This window comes from Acidovorax sp. (assembly GCF_046339755.1).
Lineage (GTDB): Bacteria > Pseudomonadota > Gammaproteobacteria > Burkholderiales > Burkholderiaceae_C > Acidovorax.
Map to the genome: position 1 here is coordinate 1 of NZ_JBKDTZ010000352.1, position 5,628 is coordinate 5,628.

Annotated in this window: 4 protein-coding genes and 2 riboswitches; all 4 genes read right to left on the reverse strand. The window is 66.6% G+C overall.

The genetic code is table 11. The features are described 5' to 3' along the window. Positions 1-382 precede the first annotated feature (382 nt). The gene (gene gcvP, locus ACK59X_RS30850; RefSeq protein WP_409962675.1) at positions 383-3,271 is read right to left on the reverse strand and encodes an aminomethyl-transferring glycine dehydrogenase; all 2,889 of its coding nucleotides are present in this window, start codon (positions 3,269-3,271) and stop codon (positions 383-385) included. A 36-nt stretch (positions 3,272-3,307) separates the two neighbouring features. Continuing rightward, the gene (gene gcvH, locus ACK59X_RS30855; protein ID WP_409962677.1) at positions 3,308-3,682 is read right to left on the reverse strand and encodes a glycine cleavage system protein GcvH; all 375 of its coding nucleotides are present in this window, start codon (positions 3,680-3,682) and stop codon (positions 3,308-3,310) included. 73 nt (positions 3,683-3,755) lie between these two features. Further along, positions 3,756-4,889 carry a glycine cleavage system aminomethyltransferase GcvT gene (gcvT, locus tag ACK59X_RS30860; RefSeq protein ID WP_409962679.1) on the reverse strand — a complete coding sequence of 378 codons (1,134 nt, stop codon included), beginning with the start codon at positions 4,887-4,889 and terminating at the stop codon, positions 3,756-3,758. Positions 4,890-4,939: 50 nt separating this feature from the next. Beyond that, positions 4,940-5,064: riboswitch (glycine riboswitch) on the reverse strand. Positions 5,065-5,077: 13 nt separating this feature from the next. Further along, positions 5,078-5,168: riboswitch (glycine riboswitch) on the reverse strand. A 6-nt stretch (positions 5,169-5,174) separates the two neighbouring features. Next, the coding region (locus ACK59X_RS30865; RefSeq protein WP_409962681.1) for a TRAP transporter large permease subunit at positions 5,175-5,628 on the reverse strand (454 nt) is incomplete at its 5' end.

Here is a 5,628-nt window from a genome sequence, read left to right on the forward strand (position 1 = left end):
CTGCCCGGGTCGCTCGGCTTGCCAGGTAGCAGCCCCTCAATCCGTTTCCATTGCTCATCGCGAAGTTGTTTGCGCATCGGCCCTCCAACCAGATCATCAGGTTGGAGCGGTATTGTCACCTCGAATGTCAACACACCCTAGCTCGTCGCTGCTGTTTGAGCGGAGTTCGAAGAACGAAGCGAGTTCAGCGACGCCACCCCAGTTCCGAGCACCGCAGGTTGCCCGTAGCGAAGCGGAGGGACGCAGACTGGGGGCCGCCTTCTCTTTGGTGACTTTCTCTTGGCGGCCCAAGAGAAAGTTACTGCGCCGCCGGGCGCACATCCCGGCCTCCGCCCTCAACACCGGCAGGAAGCCATAACAGACCCCGCCAAGAAACGAAAGATCAAGCGTAATCGCTGACCGGAATGCAACTGCACGCCAGATTGCGATCCCCCCACACATTGTCCACCCGCCCCACAGGCGACCAGTACTTGCTGGAGCGCAAGGCCGCCACGGGGTATGCAGCCACATCGCGAGGGTAGGGCCGCGTCCACTCGCCAGTCAGCAGGCTCTCCGCCGTGTGCGGCGCATTCTTCAGCGGATTGTTGTCCTGAGGCCAGGCGCCGGACTCGATCTGGCGGATCTCCTCGCGGATGGCGATCATCGCGTCGATGAAGCGGTCGATCTCGAACAGCGTCTCGCTCTCGGTGGGCTCCACCATCAGCGTGTTGGGCACGGGAAAGCTCAGCGTAGGCGCGTGGAAACCGTAGTCGATCAGGCGCTTGGCGACATCCTCGGCCATCACGCCGCTGGTGTCCTTCAACTGGCGCAGGTCCAGGATGCACTCGTGCGCCACATGGCCGTTGGTGCTTGCGTACAGCGTGGGGTAGTGGTCCTTGAGGCGCGCGCTGATGTAGTTGGCCGACAGGATCGCGGTTTCGGTCGCGGCCTGCAGGCCCTCGGCGCCCATCATGCGGCAGTACATCCAGCTGATGGGCAGCACGGCGGCGTTGCCCAGCGGGGCGGCCGACACGGCACCCACGCCGCCAGCGACGCCGGCCGTCGCATGGCCGGGCAGGTAGGGCACGAGGTCTTCCACCACGCACACCGGGCCCACGCCGGGGCCGCCACCGCCGTGGGGGATGCAGAAGGTCTTGTGCAGGTTCAGGTGGCTCTCGTCGCCGGCGAACTCGCCAGTGGCGGCCACACCCACCAGGGCGTTCATGTTGGCGCCGTCCACGTAGACGCGGCCACCGTGCTGGTGCACCAGGGCGCACAGCTCCTTGACCTGGGTCTCGAACACCCCGTGCGTGCTGGGGTAGGTGATCATCACCGCGGCCAGGTTGGCGCTGTGCTGCTCGCACTTGGCCTGCAGGTCCGCCAGGTCCACGTTGCCGTTGGCATCGCAGGCCGTCACCACCACCTGCATGCCCACCATCTGCGCGCTGGCGGGGTTGGTGCCATGGGCGCTGCTGGGGATCAGGCAGATGTTGCGGTGGCCATGGCCCTGGGCCTCATGGTAGGCCTTGATGGCCAGCAGGCCCGCGTACTCGCCCTGCGAGCCGGCGTTGGGCTGCAGGCTGATGCCGGCGTAGCCCGTGGCCTGGCACAGCCAGGCGCGCAGCTGCTCGTCGAGCTCGCGGTAGCCTGCGAGCTGCTCGGCCGGGGCAAACGGATGCACCTGAGCAAACTCGGGCCAGGTGATGGGGATCATCTCGCTCGTGGCGTTGAGCTTCATGGTGCAACTGCCCAGCGGGATCATGCTGCGGTCCAGCGCCAGGTCCTTGTCGGACAACTGGCGGATGTAGCGCAGCATGCCGGTCTCGCTGTGGTGCGTGTTGAACACCGGGTGCGTGAGGTAGGCGCTGGTGCGGCGCAGCTCGGCGGGGATCAGCGGCTCCACGCCCTTTTCGAAGGCGTCGAAGGTCGGCAGGGCCTGGCCGTCTTTGGCAAAAATTTTCCACAGGAGCGCAATGTCGGCGCGTGTGGTGGTCTCGTCGAGCGAGATGCACAGGTAGTGCTCGAAGTACACGCGCAGGTTGGCGCCCAGTTGCACCGCGCGTGCGGCGATGGCCGCGGTGGCGCCATCGGTCTTGAGCGTGACGGTGTCGAAGGTGGCCTGCTCGCGCACGGGTGCGCCCAGCTGTTCCAGGCCCTTGGCCAGGATGGCGGTGTAGCTGGCCACGCGCTGGGCGATGCGTTTGAGGCCCTCGGGGCCGTGGTACACGGCGTACATGCTGGCCACCACGGCGGGCAGCACCTGGGCGGTGCAGATGTTGGAAGTGGCCTTTTCGCGGCGGATGTGCTGCTCGCGCGTCTGCAGCGCCAGGCGGTAGGCGGGCTTGCCATGCACGTCCACGCTCACGCCGACCAGGCGGCCGGGCAGGCTGCGCTTGAATTCGTCGCGGCAAGCCATGTAGGCGGCGTGCGGGCCGCCGGCACCCATGGGCATGCCAAAGCGCTGCGTGGTGCCGACCACGATGTCGGCGCCCCATTCACCGGGCGGGGTGATCAGGGTCAGGGCCAGCAGGTCGGCCGCGGCGATGAAGGCGGCCTGCTTGGCATGGGCTTTTTCCACGTCGGCACGCAGGTCGTCGATGCGGCCGCTGGTGGCGGGGTACTGGGCCAGCACGGCGAAGTAGTCGCCGTCGAGCGCGGCATGCCATTCGGGGGCGGAATTGGCCAGCACCACCTCGATGTTCAGCGGCTTGGCGCGGGTCTGAATGACCTCCATGGTCTGCGGGTGCGCGTCACCGGCCACGATGAAGCGGTTGCTCTTGGATTTGACGGAGCGCTTGGCCAGCGTCATCGCCTCGGCCGCGGCCGTGGCTTCGTCGAGCATGGAGGCGTTGGCAATTGGCATGCCGGTGAGGTCGCAGACCATGGTCTGGAAGTTCACCAGCGCTTCCATGCGGCCCTGCGAGATCTCGGCCTGGTAAGGCGTGTAGGCCGTGTACCAGGCCGGGTTCTCGAGGATGTTGCGCAGGATCACGCCCGGTGTGTGCGTGCCGTAGTAGCCCTGGCCGATGAAGCTGCGCAGCACCTGGTTCTTCGATGCCATTGCCTTGAGTTCTGCCAGGGCCGCTGCTTCCGTCACCGGGGCGGGCAGGTCCATGGCCGTGCTGCGTGCAATCGAGCGCGGCACGATGCTCTCGATGAGGGCGCGGCGCGAGGCCTCGCCGATCACCGACAGCATGTGTGCCTCGTCGGCCGCGTCGATGCCGATGTGGCGGGGCAGGAATTCGGTGGCGTTTTCGAGCGCGCCGAGCGGCAGGGCGGATTGCATCAACATGGGGCAGGTCTCAGGCAGGGGACAGGGGCGTTGCGGTTACGCGTTTTTCGCGAACTCGGTGTAGTCGGTTTCGCTCAGCAGCGCGTCGAGTTGGCCGGCGTCGCTGAGCTTGACCTTGAAGAACCAGCCGGCGTTCAACGGGTCGGAATTGGCCAGCGACGGGTCGGCGCGCAGGGCTTCGTTGACCTCGACGATCTCGCCCGAGACAGGCATGTACACGTCGGCGGCGGCCTTGACGGACTCGACCACGCCGGCCACCTCGCCCTGGGCGAAGCTCTTGCCCACTTCGGGCAGGTCCACGAACACCACGTCGCCCAGGGCATCCTGGGCGTGCACGGTGATGCCCACCACGGCTGCGTCGGCGTCAGCGGCGTTGATCCATTCGTGGTCTTTGGAGAATTTGACGGTCATGGGGAAAGCTCCTGGGCTTTGAAAAATGAAGGAATCTGCAATGTAGCGGGCCGGGCCCGCTGGCGGCGTGAAATCAGCCGCGGAAATAGTTGGTGGGTACGAAGGGCATGGCACGCACCTCCATCGGCACGGCCTTGCCGCGCACGATGGCGTTCACACGGGTGCCGATGGCTGCAAATGCCGGCGTGACGTAGCCCATGGCCACGGGCTCGTTCACTGTGGGGCCCAAGAGGCCGCTGGTGACTTCGCCGATCTTCTGGCCATCGGTGCTCTGCAATTCGGTGTGCTCGCGCACGGGTACGCGCTCCAGCGCCACCAGGCCCACGCGCTTGCGCGGCAGGCTGGCAGGGTTGTCGATCTGCGCCAGCGCTTTGTCGGCGCCGGGGAAGCCGCCCGCGCGCGCGCCCCCGGTGCGGCGCACCTTCTGGATGGCCCAGTTCAGCGCCGCCTCGGGCGGGGTGGTGGTGGTGTCGATGTCGTTGCCGTACAGGCACAGGCCGGCTTCCAGGCGCAGCGAGTTGCGTGCGCCCAGGCCGATGGGCTTGACCTCGGGCTGGGCCAGCAGGGCGCGAGCCAGCGTGTCGGCCTGTGCCGCGGGCACCGAGATCTCGAAACCGTCCTCGCCGGTGTAGCCGCTGCGCGTGACGAAGCAGTCGCAGCCGGCAATGGTGTAGCTGCCGCCGGTCATGAACACCAGTTGCTCGATGCCCGGAGCCAGGCGCGCCAGGGCGGTCACGGCCTGCGGGCCCTGCAGCGCCAAGAGGGCATGGTCGGGCATGGGTACCACGTCGCAGCGCTGGCCGATGCGCGCCTGGATGTGGGCGATGTCCCCCACCTTGCAGGCACCGTTGACGATCACGAACAGCGTGCCGTTGCCCTGGTTGAAGAACATCAGGTCGTCGATGATGGTGCCTTCGTCGGTCAGCAGCAGGCCGTAGCGCTGCTTGCCCACGGGCAGGTCGATCACGTCCACGGGCACCAGGGTCTCGAAGGCTGCGGCAGCGTCCGGGCCGATGAGCTTGAGCTGGCCCATGTGCGATACGTCGAACAGGCCGGCTGCGGTGCGGGTGTGCACATGCTCGGCCATGAGGCCGGCGGGGTACTGCACAGGCATGGAGTAGCCGGCAAATGGCACCATGCGGGCGCCCAGCTCCAGGTGCAGGGCGTTCAGCGGCGTGGTGAGCAGGGGGGCAGCAGGGGCAGACATGGGGCGGACTCCGGGCAAATGAAAGCCGCAACCCATGCATGGATTGCGGGATTTGCCCTGCTGTCCGCTTTACCTGAGAGATTCACCGCACCACCCTGGCTGGCGGCTGCGGCTTGCTCCTTCGGTGGATGGCCTGCGCTGTGTTGCGCGGCCACCTCTCTCCAGCAAGGGAACGCCTGCATCCCTGCAGGCGCTTGCCAGTCCTTTTGCCTGAGCGTTCGGGGTGTCCCTGCGCCTTCGGCGGCCTTCTCAAGGAAGGCTCTCTCCTGACGTTGGCGATTCTAACTACTTTGAATACACCAGGTCGCGAAGCGCGAGCGAAATACCCGGAATGTAGGTGATGATCAACAGGCACACCAGGATCACGCACACGAAGGGCAGCAGGTGCTTGATGATCCGGTCCAGCGATATGCGCGCCACCGTGCAGGCCGCGAACAGGTTCACGCCGAAGGGCGGGGTGATCATGCCCAACGCCAGGTTCACCACCATGATCAGCCCGAAGTGCACCGGGTCCACGCCGAAGTGCATGGCCACCGGGGCGAGGATGGGCGCCAGCACGATGATGGCGGCGCTGGTCTCGATGAACATGCCGATCACGAACAGCGCGGCATTCACGCCCAGCAGGAACATGGCCGGCGAGTGCAGCACCGAAACCAGCCACCGGCCGAGGCGCTCCGGGACGACCGCGCGCGAGCTCAGGAAGTCGAATAGACAGGCGTTGGCGAGGCTGAGCATGAGC